General features: G+C 62.8%; 11 protein-coding genes and 1 tRNA gene. 6 read left to right on the plus strand and 6 right to left on the minus strand.

Annotation, left to right across the window (positions count from 1 at the left end; translation table 11 throughout):
* Positions 1–155: 155 nt before the first annotated feature.
* Positions 156–6,377, plus strand: coding sequence for a TcdA/TcdB pore-forming domain-containing protein (locus AC07T0_RS10780; protein WP_495001159.1), 6,222 nt, complete (start codon positions 156–158; stop codon positions 6,375–6,377).
* Positions 6,378–6,394: 17 nt separating this feature from the next.
* On the opposite strand, the gene AC07T0_RS10785 is transcribed toward AC07T0_RS10780, so the two are convergent.
* The 6 genes from AC07T0_RS10785 to hemA form a co-directional block, all read right to left on the minus strand.
* The gene (locus AC07T0_RS10785; protein ID WP_495001160.1) at positions 6,395–6,913 is read right to left on the minus strand and encodes an acyloxyacyl hydrolase; all 519 of its coding nucleotides are present in this window, start codon (positions 6,911–6,913) and stop codon (positions 6,395–6,397) included.
* A gap of 109 nt (positions 6,914–7,022) precedes the next feature.
* On the minus strand, positions 7,023–7,814 hold the full coding sequence (gene murI, locus AC07T0_RS10790; protein WP_495001161.1) for a glutamate racemase: 792 nt from the start codon (positions 7,812–7,814) through the stop codon (positions 7,023–7,025).
* A complete protein-coding gene (locus AC07T0_RS10795; RefSeq protein ID WP_495001162.1) occupies positions 7,807–8,562 on the minus strand; it encodes a molybdopterin-synthase adenylyltransferase MoeB in 756 nt (251 codons plus the stop codon). The genes murI and AC07T0_RS10795 overlap by 8 nt, the downstream gene beginning before the upstream one ends.
* A complete protein-coding gene (gene prmC / locus AC07T0_RS10800; protein ID WP_495001163.1) occupies positions 8,556–9,386 on the minus strand; it encodes a peptide chain release factor N(5)-glutamine methyltransferase in 831 nt (276 codons plus the stop codon). Before prmC ends, AC07T0_RS10795 begins: the two co-directional genes overlap by 7 nt.
* Positions 9,387–10,469, minus strand: a complete 1,083-nt coding sequence (prfA, locus tag AC07T0_RS10805; RefSeq protein ID WP_495001164.1) for a peptide chain release factor 1 — start codon at positions 10,467–10,469, stop codon at positions 9,387–9,389.
* Positions 10,466–11,755, minus strand: a complete 1,290-nt coding sequence (gene hemA / locus AC07T0_RS10810; RefSeq protein ID WP_495001165.1) for a glutamyl-tRNA reductase — start codon at positions 11,753–11,755, stop codon at positions 10,466–10,468. Before hemA ends, prfA begins: the two co-directional genes overlap by 4 nt.
* 184 nt (positions 11,756–11,939) lie before the next feature.
* On the opposite strand from hemA, the gene AC07T0_RS10815 reads away from it, so the two are divergent.
* From AC07T0_RS10815 to AC07T0_RS10835, 5 genes are all read left to right on the plus strand, one after another.
* Entirely contained in the window at positions 11,940–13,664 is a 1,725-nt protein-coding gene (locus tag AC07T0_RS10815; protein ID WP_495001166.1) for a tetratricopeptide repeat protein, read from the plus strand.
* Between the two features lie 4 nt (positions 13,665–13,668).
* Positions 13,669–14,286 carry a lipoprotein insertase outer membrane protein LolB gene (lolB, locus tag AC07T0_RS10820; protein WP_495001167.1) on the plus strand — a complete coding sequence of 206 codons (618 nt, stop codon included), beginning with the start codon at positions 13,669–13,671 and terminating at the stop codon, positions 14,284–14,286.
* A gap of 1 nt (position 14,287) precedes the next feature.
* Positions 14,288–15,139, plus strand: a complete 852-nt coding sequence (ispE, locus tag AC07T0_RS10825; RefSeq protein ID WP_495001168.1) for a 4-(cytidine 5'-diphospho)-2-C-methyl-D-erythritol kinase — start codon at positions 14,288–14,290, stop codon at positions 15,137–15,139.
* Between the two features lie 34 nt (positions 15,140–15,173).
* A tRNA-Gln gene (locus tag AC07T0_RS10830) sits at positions 15,174–15,248 on the plus strand.
* A gap of 46 nt (positions 15,249–15,294) precedes the next feature.
* Entirely contained in the window at positions 15,295–16,236 is a 942-nt protein-coding gene (locus AC07T0_RS10835; RefSeq protein ID WP_003171603.1) for a ribose-phosphate pyrophosphokinase, read from the plus strand.
* The last annotated feature ends 6 nt before the right edge of the window (positions 16,237–16,242 follow it).

Raw genomic sequence — 16,242 nt, forward strand, 5'->3', positions numbered from 1 at the left:
TCCAAACGCGGGGCCGAATCGGGGCGATTTCAGCTCCGAGTCAGGGACGCATCCCATATATCCAGTGAACCGGCTCAATCCACACTTGCGACCAACGCGTCACAAGCAGCGGGCAGCTCGACAGTTGCCCCCCCGGACCCCGAGACCACTGACCCATGAACACCCCCTCTCCCGTTTCCTCCCCTCCGCCCTGTATTTCACCCTCCTGCGCGACCGACAGCACGCCCATCCAGACGCGACTGTTGCTCTCGCTCAATACCGCCAATGCGCAAGTGGCGGCCCTGTTCAACGAACTGCCCGAGCCGCTTCTCACCACGGGTGAAACGCAGGCGACAGCCACGCTTGAGCAGATACGCCAGCAACAGCCGAGTTACCTGGCACAATTGCAACAGTTCTGGAGCCAGTCCAATGGCGTCACCGCCGGTCAGCCCGCCGGGCAATGGCTCGCGCAGATCCTGAAAACCCAACTCGACAGCGAGGCGCAGCTGCGCAGCGCCGATGGGACGCTCTGCGCTGACGACCGACAACTGATTGACCAGGTGCTCAACCATTCCACCCGGGCACAACGCGAGGAGTCATTGCCGGTACTGCCCAAGGTCCGGCGGCCCGGGGTGTACGATATTCTCCGCCAGGACGCAAACACCTCGGACAATCCACCGTGGCCCGGGGCATTCGTGATCACCGGCAGCGACGGTGCCGCTTTGCCGGGTAGCGACCCCGACCCAAGACATTTCAAGGGCAAGACCGCGGTCGAGATCCACAGTGAGCTGGGCCGGGTCGTGCTGTACAGCCTGGAGGACGGTCTCGAGTCCTTTGACTCGCTCAAGCTTTTGCACACAACGCTGCAAGCGCGACTCGGAGAAAAAATCGCCCAGCGTTTCAGCGCGAACGGTGACAAGCACGAAAGCGTCTTCGAGCGACAGGTACAGGCATTGCGCAATGCCCAGCAAGAGCGGGTGCGCGAGGCCTTTGCCGAGCACGAGGCGGACACGCCGGCGGACCTGCTGGAACGCATCAAGGCCGCCGCGGACCTGCGCGACATCCTGGATATCGGCACTCGCCTGAATCGGCGGGCGCAACTGCTGCACTACCGCACCTGGCAACAGCGCTTCAAGGGGGGCAGCATCGAGGACTGGAAATGCTATCAGGCGGCGTCCTGGCAAGTGCGGGCAAGCCACTTGGCACTGAAGGCGGCGAGCACTGTCGCGAGCGCGGAGCGGGAACAGGCGCTACGTAACACCTGGCAATTCGCCAATGCCGCCGCCATGCAACTGGCGGCCCTGGAAGCCACGTTCCACGGTCGCATCGACGCCCGCCAGCGACAATGGATCGAGGTGGTGCTCGACTATCCGGACCCCGACACCCGCCCCACCCTCGGCGCCTACGCCATTATCGCCAATGCCCTGGGCTGGCGGGCGCCCACCCAAGCGCCGCAGAGCGCGACCCCTATCATCAGTGGTGGCGTACTCGCGATCAGCAGCGCGGATCCGAGCGATCCTGGCGTACTGCTGTATACCCCGGACGCACCTGACAGCCACGACTGGGTAGCACTGAACCAGCTCCACGACCTGGGCCAACGCTTCCCGGAACCCGCGTGGACCGACTACTTTAGCGCGCGACTGGCAACATCGGAGAACCCCGCAGTACCGTTGCCGACACCCGAAAACGCTGCTCACTTCCAACTGCTGCCCATGCCAGGCAACGTGCAGCAGCACCTCTACGAAATACAGGCAAGCGGGCAAATCGACACAGTACCGCAGCCGAACAGTCACTCCATTTGGCGCAAGATCAGCATCGACGCCACGCAACCCGAGGCACCGGCAATAGCCGGGCGCCTGCGATTACTGGGTGGCGCGCCGACACAGCCCTCCTCGTCGCGACGGCGGTCGGCAATCGCCGGCCTGGTTCGCCTGGGGTCGTGGAACCCCCAGGTGATGAACATCGTGCCGCCGATCATGACCAGCCTGCCTGACTGGCCAGCGGGCTGCAGCCTGGTGATTATTGACAACAGCCAACTGGGACCTGGCTGGTCGGTCCGTTACGGACTCAATGAAGACAGCTATGGATACCGGGTGAATCCGGATATTTTTACCACCCGTCACGATGTCGTGCTGTACCGGTCCGCTCCTGATCATTACAGCGTCAGGCTCAATGGCGGACGGTTGGACGTTCCCGCCGGAGATGACAGCTTCTTCCATGCCGTGGCCCTGTCGCTGAACCGCGGCCATGAGAGCGGCGCGTTCAACATAGAAAGACTGCGCAATGCCGCCGCCGATCAGATCGAACACAATCCGCGGATCGCGCGCCTGGTGAGCTCGGCGTATCTGCCTCTTTATACCCGCGCACTTGAACGCTGCATGGAACTGGGCGTCTGGCTGGGCGATGAGGTCTATCGAGAGCTGCTCGCAATCCTCAAGGGCGAGCCCAATCCCCACGGTCTCTTCCTGCCGGCCATCCGTTACCTGGAGGCGACCTTGCCGTCCCATTCGGCGAGCCTCAGGGACGCGGTCGATGCCGCATTCAATGCCGTCCGCGAGGACTATCAACTGCGCGCGCTGCCTGCCGAAATACGCCGGATCATCGATGCTCACATTGACGCCCACCCGCGTCCAAGCTTGTTCCTGTCGAGCGACGCACCCGACAGGAAAGCATTGTTCGAAACCCTGCTGGTCCGCCCCTCACCTGCGCCAGACATCGAATTCCTGGTTGAACACAGCTACATTTTTGATCACAACATCCGCCATCTCACGCTGGAGTACGGGGCCACAGCCACACAGCTACGCCAGTATGCAACCCTGTATCCGGGGAATTCGATTACCGCCCGGCGTGACTTGCTGAGGGCCGTGCTCGGCCGTTTCCCGGCGCTGCTTGAACGGCTGGATATCATTTTCAGTTCACCCGCCTTGACCCCTCCCCTGGGTGCGGGACTCAATATCAATCAAATCGCCCACTTGCTGCGAGACCCGCAAACCTCGACGAACAGGCTGCGCTTGATCGCCCGCTGCGCGGATGCCGGCATCGCGCCGATCAACCTGCTGGGCAACGCCGACTGGCTGAAGTCACTGACTGACGATGTGCTCGGCCGACTCCTCGACTATCGACAACCACTGCGGGAACTGGCCGATCATATGGAGCTCCACGACATCAGATCGATGCTTTCCCCCTTCGACCCCGGCTTCGCCTTATGGAGCCCGGACCGGTTCCACTCGGCGCCGCTGGCGAATGCCCGACTCAGGCTGCTGCTCGATACGCCCCGGCTGTTCAGCCTGCTCAGGCAACGCTCGGGCCGAGTGGCCGCCAATATGTGGAGGCAACTGAGCAGTGCGACCCATGACGAGGCCAGGATTCGTCAGGTGCTGGCCAATCCGCGCACGCTCAGCAGCCTGCGCCAGCTGGAAAGGGCGCTGAGCGCAGAGCTGCCGATCACGACCGCAGGCGCCGGGCCCTCGACCAGCGTGGCGCAGTCGCAGCCGGCCGGCCTGAGGGGCTATGCGGTCAACTGGTCGGAACAGGCATTGCCAGGGCCGGATGAGCAAGGCCTGTATTATGCGACCGATGGCAGGACGTACATCCTCCAGGCCGGCCGCTACTACGAGGTCCGCCGCATCGCCGGCAAGTTCCAGATCGTCCATCCCATCCATGGCCTCATGAGCCCGACCTATGAAGTGGCGCGGCGCAGCGACGGCTCGTGGATACTCATCGACGTCCCCGGCCTGGGCGGCGATGTACGCCACCCCTATCCCGCCATCGCCGAGCAATCGCGGAGACAACGCGACGCATTCGCCGACCTTGGCCAGGCGGCGCAACAGGAGTGGCAACAACTCGCGGCCAGTGCACCACTGTCCGAGCGGGTTCCCGACCTGCGCACCCTGGAGCCCATCGGCGGAGGCTACACGCTGGAGCTCATCGGCGCGCCACGCCGGCGCCTGACGCTGGAGAAAGCCAGCCCACTGGCCCAACTCTCGACACGCATCCGCAATACCCTAAGCACGCTCCAGCAGCACTTCGAGCTCCACAACGGTCAGTTGCAACCGCGCCCGGGCGTGACTCACCACGAAGTGATCCACAGCCTGGCGCAACTCGATGGGCTGCACAGCCTGAATAGCGGCTTCGCCTTGTTGCTGCTCAATAGCGGCAAGCGCTTTTCCCTGTCGGCGCAACTGGCCAGTGCCGTCCAGGTGCAGTTCTATACCCAATTGGCTCTGGTGGTCGTGGGGGTCGCGACCGATGCGAGCCTACTGGTCAAGGCGATTTACCTCGGTCTGAAGGATGCCGGCCACCTGGGCAGCGAAACCCTCAGCCTGCTGGACAAGGCCGGTCGCGGTATCCGCCTGGGCGGCAAGACGCTCACCCTGCGTGGACTGCTGGCCGCCGGCAATACTTTGCTGGTCCTGGCCAGCCTGGGGGTCGACAGCTATCTGCTCGCCCATGCCGAGAGCGCCGAGGACAAGGCCCTCTACGGCAGCAACGTGGGGCTCGATAGCGTGGCGCTGGGCACGGTCCTGGCCGGCTTTGCCGAGGGCGCCGAGGTCCTCGGGCCGCTGTCGATACCGCTGGCCGGCCTGGGCCTGGGCGCCAGCAGCCTGGTCTCGGGGTTCTTTGCCAAGGCCCATCAGGTCCTCGCCACAGGGGAGCAATTCGCCCAGGAGATCGAGGCCTACCGCAGCGGTTACGTCGAGAATCCTGAAACCCATGGGCTGCGCACAAGCGGCCCGGTAGTGGTGCGCCATCTGGATCAGCGTAACGGTCAGGTCTATCTGGGCAGCCCGAAGATCTACAGCGTCGACAATTCCCGTTCAGGCGATCCGCGAGTGATCCTCGACGAGCGTGAGGCGATCGATGTCGGTCGGCTCCTGGAGCTGCCCACGCAGCTGCCGCTGCCCGTTTCAAACAGCATCCGCACCCTCCATCTGCCGGCCACGCCCGAGCATACCTACCGGCCACAATATGGCTGGCTGGTCGGCGCCACCCAGCGCAATGACGCTGAATTGCAGCTGTTCAAGGCGCTGGAACAAAAGACCCGGGGCAAGTTCATCGAAGCCGAATGGGTGACGCTGTTCGAGAAGATCGTGGAAAAACTGCAGCCGCACTACCACCTCACGCGCATCCGGATCAGCCTGGGGCAGAAGGCGCCGGCGCTGGTCATGGACGATCCCGGCGAGGGCGCCGGGTATCTGAGCTATGACATCGAAGGCCAGGGCAGCCAATATGACCTGTATCTGAGCGACGGCCCACGGGTTCATCTGTCCAGTTGCACCACATCCCCGCCCTCCACCTGGGTGCTGCACACCGACAACCTGAGTCGCCCGGACGATATCGGGTTCGAGGCCGAGCACCTGACGGTGGGCGACGTTGTGCTGCAAGTCCAGGACCAAAACACGGTGTATGTCGTCAACAAGGCCGACGAGGCCTACCGGTTGGACCTCGCTGGCGGCCGACAGACACTGGCGACACTGAGCGCGCGGGACTACGAGAATGTCGGCACGCTGGTGCAGCGCCTGCAAACGCTGCAGGGCCAGCAACGACTGGGATCGCCGGTGCATCTCGAAGACCTGTGGGTATCCGGCTATCCGGGCCGCGGCATTTACTATCGCCCCACCGACGGCACCTTCATGGCCATTCCCGTGGACGGGGAAGATCACGGCGAGGCGCTGTACCAGATCCCGGTGCCGCCCGAAACGCTGATCATCGCCCCCAGCGCGCAGCGCGAGAAGGTCCAGGAAGCCGCGGCCACACTGGCGACGATAACGGCCCATCTGAACACCCAGTACCGGAAATTCGGCGGGCGCTCGGCAGGCTTCTGGAGTGCCCACCCCGCCGATGGCCTGCCCGACAACGAGAAGCTCTATGGCGATTTTTTGCGCGCGCAATACCGCCTGCAGGTCCGGCGCGCACATCTGCACAACGGTTACTCCGAGACCGCATACTCGATGATGGTGCAATTGCTGCCCAACCACGAACGCGACCGCTCGACCCAGGGGGCCCGCCAGGTGCCGGTGCATCGGTTGAACATCAACGGCTACCCCTCCGACGACGTGCTGATACTCGGCGACCCCCATCAGGGACTGCTGCTGTTGTATGTGCCGGAGCCACAGCCGGCCTTGGCCGAGTTCAGTGGCATCAGTGAACTCAAGGCCGGTGTGCAACAGCTGGCGGCTGGGGATAGCACCCGCCAGGCACTGCAGGAACACTTCCCGCGCCGCAACCGCGCCAGTAACCACAGCGCGCTCTGGGGCTACACGGGAACGGACGAGGCGCTGGAAAAGCTCGGCGACAACGGCGACTGGAGCCTGCTCCAGATCGACCGCAGCGCCATCGATAACGAGGACGTGTTTGCCGCCCTGGCCAGCCTCAAACGCCAAAGCGAAGGTGGCTGACCGCGGCAAATGCTCCGTTACAACGGCATCGTATAGTGCAGCGCGTAGCTTTCGATGCCTTCGTTAGGCGTGCGCAGACCCGCGTTGGAGTAGTGGGTCGCACGGATCCCGACTTCATGCCCGCCGGCGAAGCGCAGGCCGAAGCCCACGCGGTCCTCGAAGAGGAAGGCTGAGCCCAGCTTGTTGCCTTCCACTTCGGTGTGGGCAAACAGGGCGACGCCGATCCCCGCCTCGATATACGGCTTGATCGATGCCCCGGAAAACTCGTAGACGAACACCGGTGAGAACGACAGGCTGTGATTGCCCGAACTCTTGTCACCTTCCCAGTAGGTGTAGGCACCGTTCCAGTAACCGGTCAGGCGCCCCACATCGCTTTGCAGCCAGCTTTTCTCCCAGTCCGATTGCAGGCCCAGGCGATAGCTGCGGGTCGAATCGCTGGTCTGGCCAATCGAGAACTCGACGCCGGCGGCTGGCGCCATGGCGCCATACCCCAAGGTAGCGGCCGCAATCGCAGCCAAGCAGAACAGTCGTTTCATAAGAAACTTCCTATGTCCAATGCACTTCAGGTACGGCTCAACAGCCCCCCGCAACAGAAACCTGACGTGAGGCATAAGCTCACGGGGATTCGCCGCTCTACGCCGACGTTTACCCTGTAAAGCTTTGCACAACGCCGGACTTCTGCCAGAGCATTGGCAGAATTTTCCTGAAATGATCCGGGTCGGCGCTGGTCCAGAATTGCGCTTCGCGCACAGGTCCCGGTGATAGCAGGTCGCGCGCTTCCAGCAGACGCTGAAGTTGCCGGGCCACGGCGGCGCCGGTGTCGATCAGGCTGATGGACGGCGGAATCATCTCCAGCAGCAGCGGCTTGAGGAAGGGATAGTGGGTGCAGCCGAGGATAATGGTGTCGCAGCCCGCCGCCAGCAAAGGGTCGACATAGTAGCGTAGCAACTGGCGCAAGGCCTCGCTGTGCAAATCCCCGTCTTCGATCATTTCCACCAGGCCCGGGCAAGGCTGGGTGATCACCCGTACATCGTTGGCAAAACGATCGAGCAAGGCAGCGAACTTGGCGCTTTGCAAAGTCCCGGTGGTGGCCAGCACGCCGACCACGCCACTGCGGGTGGCCGCCGCCGCGGGTTTGACCGCCGGCTCCATGCCCACCAACGGCCAATCCGGGTAACGCAGGCGCAAATCGGCAGCCGCGGCCACCGTCGCGGTATTGCAGGCAATCACCAGTGCCTTGGCGCCTTGCTCACGACAGAAGTCAGCGATCACCGAGCAGCGCTGGCGAATGTACTCCGGGCTTTTTTCACCGTAGGGGATATGCCCGCAGTCGGCGACATAGAACAGCGACTCATTGGGCAACAGCGCCTGGATTTCCTTGAGCACCGACAAACCGCCGACGCCAGAGTCGATGACCGCGATCGGTGCGTCACGCATCGCCGCCACCACAGACGCTGCACTGCGGATCGCGCTTGACCCGCAGCTCACGGAATTTCGTGCCCAGGGCATCGATCAGCAGCAGGCGGCCGACCAGCGGCGCGCCGAAACCGGCCAGCAGCTTCAAGGCTTCCAGCGCTTGCAGGCTACCAACCAGGCCCACCAGCGGACCGATGACGCCGGCCTCGCTGCAGGTCAGCTCAGCTTCGCTGCCGTGCCCGTACAAGCAGTGATAACAAGGGCTTTCCGGACGACGTGGGTCGAACACCGAAAGTTGCCCTTCGAGGCGAATCGCCGCACCGCTCACCAGCGGCTTGCCGGCGGCGACACAGGCCGCGTTCACCGCTTCGCGGGTGGCGAAGTTGTCGCAGCAATCGAGCACCAGGTCCACCGCCGCCACTGCGACACCGAGGGAATCGGCGTCGAGGGCCTGGCGATGGGCGACCAGGGTCACTTCAGGATTGATCGCCGCCAGCCGCCGCAGCGCCGAGTCGACCTTGCTCGAACCGATGCTGGTGGTGTCGTGGATGATCTGACGCTGCAGGTTGGTCAGCTCGACCGTGTCGAAGTCCGCCAGGTGCAGTTCACCGACGCCGGCGGCGGCCAGGTAAAGCGCCACTGGAGCGCCGAGGCCGCCCAGGCCGACGATCAGTACCCGGCTGTTTTTCAGACGCAACTGGCCGTCGATATCGACCTGTTGCAACAGGATCTGCCGGCTATAGCGCAACAGCTCCTGGTCGCTCAGCACGATAGGCACCCCAGACTGATGCGTTGATGGCCGCCCAGGTCAGTACGGCTGTGAACGTCGCTGAAACCCTGCGCCGAGAGCAACGCACGAACGGCTTCGGCCTGATCGTAACCGTGTTCGAGCATCAACCAACCATCGGCCTCCAGGTACGCCGGGGCCTGGGCGATGATCAAACGCAGATCGTCCAGGCCGTCGGCACCGGCCACCAGGGCGCTGGCGGGTTCGAAACGCACATCGCCCTGGGCCAGATGCGGGTCGCTCGCGGCAATGTACGGCGGGTTGCTGATGATCAGATGGAAACGCTGACCGTCCAGGGCGCTGAACCAATGGCTGCTCAACACCGTGGCGTTGTCCAGGCCCAGGCGCTGGCGATTGCGTTCGGCCAGGGCGACGGCTTCCGGCACGCGGTCCACCGCGGTCACTCGCCAGGCCGGACGCTCGCTGGCCAGGGCCAGGGCAATCGCCCCGCTGCCGGTGCCCAGGTCGAGCACCTGTGCCGGGGTCGCCGGCAGCCGCTCAAGGGCCGCTTCCACCAGCAGCTCGGTGTCCGGACGGGGAATCAGGGTATGCGGCGCGACTTCCAGGTCCAGTTTCCAGAAACCCTGCTGGCCGAGAATATAAGCCACCGGCTCGCCACCACGACGGCGTAGCAGGAAGTCGGAAAAGGCCAGCGCGGCTTCGCTGCTGACGATCTTTTCCGGCCAGGTGTGCAGGTAACTGCGGGACTTGCCCAGGGCGGCCGCCAACAGCAGTTCGGCATCCAGGCGCGCGCTCGGCGAGTCAGGCAGTTCGGCGGCGCGCAGCAAGCTGGCAATAATGGTCATTCAATCACCCAAGGCGGCCAGTTGATCGGCCTGGTATTCGGCCAACAGCGGCTCGATAACGGCTTCCACCCCCCCGGCCAGGACTTCATCCAGGGAATACAGGGTCAGGTTGACACGATGGTCGGTGACCCGGCCCTGGGGGAAGTTGTAGGTACGGATACGTTCGGAGCGGTCGCCCGAGCCTACCAGCAGCTTGCGCTCGCTGGCGATGGCGTTGGCCGCGGCGCTGGTCTGCTGGTCGTTGAGCTTGGCCGACAGCCAGGACATGGCGCGCGCCCGGTTCTTGTGCTGGGAACGCTCTTCCTGACATTCGACCACGATGCCCGAAGGCAAGTGGGTGATGCGGATCGCCGAGTCGGTCTTGTTGACGTGCTGACCACCGGCGCCGGAGGAGCGATAGGTGTCGATGCGCAGGTCCGCCGGGTTGATCTCGATGGCTTCCTGTTCGTCCGGCTCGGGCAGTACCGCGACCGTGCAGGCCGAAGTGTGGATGCGCCCCTGGGATTCGGTGGCCGGCACGCGCTGGACGCGGTGGGCACCGGATTCGAATTTCAGCTTGCCGTAGACGTTGTCGCCTTCGACCCGGGCAATGACTTCTTTATAGCCGCCATGCTCGCCGACGTTTTCCGAAAGGATCTCCAGGCGCCAGCCGCGCCGCTCGGCATACCGCGAGTACATGCGGAACAGGTCGCCGGAGAAGATCGCCGCCTCGTCGCCGCCGGTGCCGGCGCGGATTTCGAGAAACACGTTGCGGCCGTCATTCGGGTCCTTGGGCAGCAACATGCGTTGCAGGTTGCCCTCCAGTTCGAGCAGTTGCTCCTTGGCTTCGCGGACTTCCTCGACGGCCATTTCACGCATGTCCGGATCGCTGTCCTTGAGCAGCGCCTGGGCGCCCTCGAGGTCGGACTGCACCTTCAACACCAGTTTGTAGGCCGTGACAATCGGCTCGACTTCGGCGTACTCCTTGGAATAGGCGCGGAACTTATTCTGATCGGAAATGACTTCGCCATCGCCAAGCAAGGCGGTCAGTTCCTCGAAACGGTCCTGGAGGATGTCCAGCTTATTGAGCAGTGACGCTTTCATTGCGGTTTCTTATCCGAAAAGCTATCCGATGAGCCCTCACCGAGGGCAAAGAGTTCCTGGGCCATGGCCAGCGCATCGAGGCGGCCTTCGGCGGACAACTTTTTCAGTTGCACGCTGGGCGCATGCATCAACTTGTTGGTCAGGCCGCGAGCCAGTTGCATCAGCACCTCCTCGGCGCTGCCGCCATTGGCCAGCAGCCGCTGCGCCTTCAGCAATTCTTCGTCGCGCAGGCGCTCGCTCTGCTGGCGGTAGGCGCGCAATACATCCACCGCGGCCAGCTCGCGCAGGCGCGCCATGAAATCGTCGACACCGCTGCTCACCAGTTCTTCGGCGGCTTGCGCGGCGCCCTGGCGGCTCTTCAGGTTCTCGGCGACCACTTCGTGGAGATCGTCGACGCTGTAGAGGTAAACGTCGTCCAACTCGCCGACTTCCGGCTCGATATCCCGGGGAACGGCGATGTCCACCATGAAGATCGGCTTGTGCTTGCGCAGCTTCAAGGCACTTTCCACCGCGCCCTTGCCGAGGATCGGCAACTGGCTGGCGGTGGAACTGATGACGATGTCGCTGTGCACCAGCTCCTGGGGAATATCGGCCAACAGCACCGCATGGGCACCGAACTCTTCAGCGAGGATCTTCGCCCGCTCCAGGGTCCGGTTGGCCACCACGATACGCTTGACGCCCTGCTCGTGCAGGTGGCGGGCGACCAGGGTGATGGTTTCGCCGGCGCCGATCAACAACGCGCTGCTGCGCTGCAGATCGCTGAAAATCTGTTTGGCCAGGCTGACGGCGGCAAAGGCCACCGACACCGGGTTCTCGCCGATGGCGGTGTCGGTGCGCACCTGCTTGGCGGCGCTGAACGTGGCCTGGAACAGGCGCCCGAGCAACGGACCAACGGTTCCCGCCTCCCGCGCCACGGCATAGGCCGACTTCATCTGGCCGAGAATCTGCGGCTCGCCCAGAACCAGCGAATCCAGGCCCGAGGCCACGCGCATCATATGACGAACGGCGGCATCGTCTTCGTGCACATAGGCGCAGGCCCGCAGTTCTTCGAGGCTCAGGTGGTGATAATCGGCCAGCCAGCGCAGGACCGAGTCCGCGGTAATGTGCTCCTGCTCGATATACAGTTCACTGCGGTTGCAGGTGGAGAGGATCGCGGCTTCGCGGCTGTCGGTGAGGCGACACAGCTGCTGCAGGGCCTCCACCAATTGCTCGGGGGTAAAAGCCACGCGCTCGCGCACGTCTACGGACGCCGTCTTGTGGTTGATGCCGAGTGCGAGGAAGGCCATTCAGGGTCGCTGATGATGTCGGGAAGCCGACAATTGTCCACCTTCGACTGATTCAGAACAACCATTGCCGACTATTGTCCTAATGTAACGTTGCTATAAGTGTCTGGTGAGCGTCTCGGGTATGGTTCTGCCCACCGCTTGTGTCATGATGACCCGACCCGCAGGTAAGTCGTCCTTCTCCTATATGAATAGATCCTCCGCGTTGCTCCTCGCTTTTGTCTTCCTCAGCGGCTGTCAGGTCTTGGCACCCGTGTTGCCGGGGCGTACGCCACCGGCTGAAGACACCACTCCGGCCCCGGAAAAGCCCAAGGTCTACAGCTCGTTCACCGAAGATACGGTGTTCAGCCTGTTGAGCGCGGAGTTGGCCGGACAGCGAAATCGTTTCGATATCGCGCTGGATAACTACGTGACCCAGGCGATCAACACCCAGGATCCGGGGATTTCCGAGCGGGCCTTCCGCATTGCCGAGTACCTGGGCGCCGACCAGGCCGCCCTCGATACCTCGCTGATCTGGTCGAAAAACGCCCCGAACGACCTTGAGGCGCAACGCGCGGCGGCCATCCAGCTGGCGCGCAGCGGGCGTTATGACGACTCCATGGTCTATATGGAGAAGGTCCTGCAAGGCAAGGGCGATACCCATTTCGACTTTCTCGCCCTGTCGGCCGCCGACACCGACCAGGACACCCGCAACGGCCTGAAGAAAAGTTTCGACCGCCTGCTGCTCAAGCACCCGAAGAACAGCCAGCTGATTTTCGGCAAGGCCCTGTTGCTGCAACAGGATGGCGATACCCAGGGCGCCTTGACACTGCTGGAGAAAAACCCGCCGGAAGACGGCGAAATCGCCCCGATCCTGCTGCGCGCACGCTTGCTGCAAGTGCTGAACCGCGGCAAGGAAGCCTTGCCGATCCTGGAAAAAAGCATCAAGCATTACCCGGACGACAAGCGCCTGCGACTGACCTATGCGCGGATGCTGGTGGAACAGGACCGCATGGCCGACGCCAAGACCCAGTTCTCCAGCCTGGTGCAGCAATACCCGGAAGACGATGAGTTGCGTTTCTCCCTGGCACTCGTCTGCCTCGAGGCCAAGGCCTGGGATGAAGCCAAGGGTTACCTGGAAGAACTGATTACCCGCGACAGCCATGTCGACTCGGCGCACCTGAACCTGGGCCGCATCGCCGAAGAACACAACGACCTGCAGACCGCCCTGGATGAATACGGGCAAGTCGGGCCGGGCAACGATTACCTGCCGGCGCAACTGCGCCAGACCGATATCCTGGTCACCACCGGGCGCGGCGCCGAGGCCTCGAGCAAACTCAAGACGGCCCGCGACGAGCAGCCGGACTACGCGATCCAGCTCTACCTGATCGAGGCCGAGATTCTTTCCGCCAACCATCAGGGTGATCGTGCCTGGAGTGTCCTGCAAAAGGCCCTGTTGCAGTATCCAGACGACCTCAACCTGCTTTACACCCGTGCCATGCAGGCGGAAAAGCGTAACGATCTGGCACAGATGGAGAAAGACCTGCGCGCCATCCTCAAGCGCGAACCGGACAATGCCATGGCGCTGAACGCCCTCGGCTACACCCTGTCGGACCGCACCACCCGCTATGCCGAGGCCAAGGAGCTGATCGAGAAGGCCCACCAGCTGAACCCGGAAGATCCGGCCGTGCTCGACAGCCTCGGCTGGGTGAATTTCCGCCTGGGCAACCTCGACGAAGCCGAACGCCTGCTGCGCCAAGCCCTTGAGCGTTTCCCCGACCAGGAAGTCGCCGCGCACCTGGGTGAAGTCCTGTGGGCCAACGGCAAGCAGCGCGAAGCCAAGCAAATCTGGGGCAAGTTCCTCAAGGACCAGCCCGACAGCCCCCTCCTGCGCAGCACCATCAAGCGCCTGACCGGTTCCGAGACTCTTTAAGCTTATGTTTTTGCGCCACCTCGTTGTTTTCAGCCTGATCGCCCTGCTCGCCGGTTGTGCGGGCTTCGGTGCCCGTGAATCGGTCGAAGGTCACGGTGACCCGGCCCTCTGGGCCAAACACAAACAGCAATTGAGCAGCCTCGACGGCTGGCAGATCAATGGCAAGGTCGGTATCCGCGCACCGAAGGATTCCGGCAGCGGCACCCTGTTCTGGCTGCAACGCCAGGATTACTACGATATCCGCCTGTCCGGCCCGCTGGGTCGCGGCGCCGCGCGCCTGACCGGGCGTCCCGGCCAGGTGACCCTGGAGGTTGCCAACCAGGGCCGCTATGCCGCCACCAGCCCCGAGGCCCTGCTCCAGGAGCAATTGGGCTGGGAGCTGCCAGTGTCCCATCTGGTCTGGTGGGTCCGCGGTCTCCCCGCGCCTGACAGCAAGAGCCGCCTGAACCTGGACAGCGACAGCCGCCTGGCTTCCCTGGAACAGGATGGCTGGCAGGTCGAGTACCTGAGCTACAGCGAGCAGAACGGTTACTGGTTGCCCGAGCGCGTCAAGCTGCACGGTCGCGACCTCGACGTGACCCTGGTAATCAAGGACTGGCAGCCGCGCCAGCTGGGGCAGTGAGATGAGCGCCGCACGCCTGACGCTGCCCTCGCCGGCCAAGCTCAACCTGATGCTGCACATCCTCGGTCGCCGTGAAGACGGCTATCACGAGCTGCAGACCTTGTTTCAGTTTCTCGACTACGGCGACGAACTGAGCTTTGCCGTGCGTGACGACGGTGTGATCCAGTTGCACACTGAATTCCCGGGCGTGCCCCACGACAGCAACCTGATCGTGCGCGCCGCGAAGAAACTCCAGGAACAATCGGCTTGCTCCCAGGGCATGGATATCTGGATCGAAAAAATCCTGCCCATGGGCGGCGGCATCGGTGGCGGCAGCTCGAATGCCGCGACCACCCTGCTCGGCCTCAATCACCTCTGGCACCTGGGTTGGGACGAAGATCGCCTGGCCGCGCTGGGCCTGACACTGGGCGCCGACGTCCCGGTTTTCGTCCGTGGACACGCGGCTTTCGCCGAGGGCGTGGGGGAAAAACTCACCCCGGTAGACCCCGAAGAACCCTGGTATGTCGTGCTCGTTCCGCAAGTCTCTGTAAGTACAGCAGAAATTTTTTCCGATCCGCTGTTGACACGTGACTCTGCGCCCATTAAAGTGCGCCCCGTTCCCAAGGGAAACAGTCGTAATGACTGCTTGCCGGTTGTCGCAAGGCGTTATCCAGAGGTACGTAACGCTTTGAATTTGTTAGGTAAATTTACCGAAGCAAAGTTAACCGGAACTGGAAGTTGTGTGTTTGGGGCCTTCCCAAACAAAGCTGAAGCTGATAAAGTCTCGGCCCTTCTTACAGAGACCCAAACAGGGTTTGTGGCAAAGGGAAGCAATGTTTCGATGTTGCATCGCAAGCTGCAGAGTCTGCTCTAGGAATCGAGTACTGGGTACTCGTTGCAACAGATACAGGGGCGTCGCCAAGCGGTAAGGCAGCAGGTTTTGATCCTGCCATGCGTTGGTTCGAATCCAGCCGCCCCTGCCATTTTCCTATACTCATCCAGGTTACCCTCAGCCTTCAGGTACTGCGCGTGTCCAAGATGATGGTCTTTACGGGGAACGCCAACCCCGATCTGGCTCGACGTGTCGTACGTCAGCTGCATATCCCACTCGGTGACATCTCTGTCGGCAAGTTTTCCGACGGCGAAATTACCGCTGAGATTAATGAAAACGTCCGCGGTAAAGACGTCTTTATCATTCAGCCGACTTGCGCTCCGACCAACGATAACCTGATGGAACTCGTCGTGATGGCAGATGCCTTCCGCCGTTCCTCAGCCACTCGAATCACTGCGGTGATCCCTTACTTTGGTTATGCCCGTCAGGATCGCCGTCCGCGTTCCGCGCGTGTGGCTATCAGCGCGAAAGTCGTCGCTGACATGCTCACCGTCGTCGGCATCGACCGTGTTCTCACGGTTGACCTGCACGCAGACCAGATCCAGGGTTTCTTCGATATTCCGGTAGATAACATCTACGGCTCCCCCGTTCTGGTGGATGACATCGAAGACCAACGCTTCGAAAATCTGATGATCGTGTCTCCGGACATTGGTGGCGTCGTGCGTGCACGGGCCGTTGCCAAGTCGCTGGGCGTGGATCTGGGCATCATCGACAAACGTCGTGAGAAGGCCAACCACTCCGAAGTGATGCACATCATCGGTGACGTCGAAGGCCGCACCTGTATTCTCGTCGATGACATGGTCGATACCGCCGGCACCCTGTGCCACGCGGCGAAAGCCCTCAAGGAACATGGCGCTGCCAAGGTCTTTGCCTACTGCACACACCCTGTGCTGTCGGGTCGCGCGATCGAGAATATTGAAAATTCCGTGCTGGACGAGCTGGTGGTGACCAACACCATCCCGCTGTCCGCTGCCGCACAAGCCTGTGCGCGTATCCGTCAACTGGATATCGCACCGGTAGTCGCCGAAGCGGTTCGCCGCATCAGCAACGAAGAATCGATCAGCGCGATGTTCCGCTAAGGGCCC

It is taken from the genome of Pseudomonas sp. GW821-FHT04D07, assembly GCF_059420225.1.

Bases quoted from the DNA above. Each gene is read 5' to 3' on its own strand.
- AC07T0_RS10785 (WP_495001160.1), bottom strand. From the start codon at position 6,913: ATGAAACGACTGTTCTGCTTGGCTGCGATTGCGGCCGCTACCTTGGGG.
- murI (WP_495001161.1), bottom strand. From the start codon at position 7,814: ATGCGTGACGCACCGATCGCGGTCATCGACTCTGGCGTCGGCGGTTTG.
- AC07T0_RS10780 (WP_495001159.1), top strand. From the start codon at position 156: ATGAACACCCCCTCTCCCGTTTCCTCCCCTCCGCCCTGTATTTCACCC.
- prmC (WP_495001163.1), bottom strand. From the start codon at position 9,386: ATGACCATTATTGCCAGCTTGCTGCGCGCCGCCGAACTGCCTGACTCG.
- ispE (WP_495001168.1), top strand. From the start codon at position 14,288: ATGAGCGCCGCACGCCTGACGCTGCCCTCGCCGGCCAAGCTCAACCTG.
- lolB (WP_495001167.1), top strand. From the start codon at position 13,669: ATGTTTTTGCGCCACCTCGTTGTTTTCAGCCTGATCGCCCTGCTCGCC.
- prfA (WP_495001164.1), bottom strand. From the start codon at position 10,469: ATGAAAGCGTCACTGCTCAATAAGCTGGACATCCTCCAGGACCGTTTC.
- hemA (WP_495001165.1), bottom strand. From the start codon at position 11,755: ATGGCCTTCCTCGCACTCGGCATCAACCACAAGACGGCGTCCGTAGAC.
- AC07T0_RS10815 (WP_495001166.1), top strand. From the start codon at position 11,940: ATGAATAGATCCTCCGCGTTGCTCCTCGCTTTTGTCTTCCTCAGCGGC.